The organism is Streptomyces africanus, from assembly GCF_002150735.1.
Taxonomy (GTDB): domain Bacteria; phylum Actinomycetota; class Actinomycetes; order Streptomycetales; family Streptomycetaceae; genus Streptomyces; species Streptomyces africanus.
In genome coordinates, this window is sequence record NZ_MUKA01000628.1 from 250 (window position 1) to 672 (window position 423).

Annotated in this window: 1 protein-coding gene; it reads right to left on the bottom strand. The window is 68.1% G+C overall.

Annotated elements, in window-relative coordinates:
* The coding region (locus tag CCL05_RS42875) for an SDR family oxidoreductase (protein WP_244204619.1) at positions 1 to 328 on the bottom strand (328 nt) is incomplete at its 3' end.
* Positions 329 to 423 lie beyond the last annotated feature (95 nt).

Consider the following 423-nt stretch of genomic DNA (forward strand, 5'->3'; position numbering starts at 1 on the left):
TGGTCGGGTAGACCACGGTCCAGTCCAGCTCGCTGGAGCGGATGCTGTCGTCGGCGATCTCCTTGTTCGCGTAGATGGACCGCAGGAGCGTGCGGTAGATCACCTTCTGAGGGCCGCTCGCCCACGCGAGGGTGTGGCCGACCCCGAACGACGACAGCCACACCAGCCGGGACACGCCCGTTTCCCCGGCCGCTGCGATCAAGGCGGCCGAAGAGCGTGTGAAGAGATCGTCGGCCACCACCGAACTGCCTCTGCCGAGGGCGGCGATGACGGCGTCCTGGCGGATCAGATCACCGTACTCACCGGAGACGCCACCTCCCGCCGCGATGTCTCCACTGCCCTGGCCGGGCAGGACGCCGTCATCGCCGCCCTCGGCAGAGGCAGTTCGGTGGTGGCCGACGATCTCTTCACACGCTCTTCGGC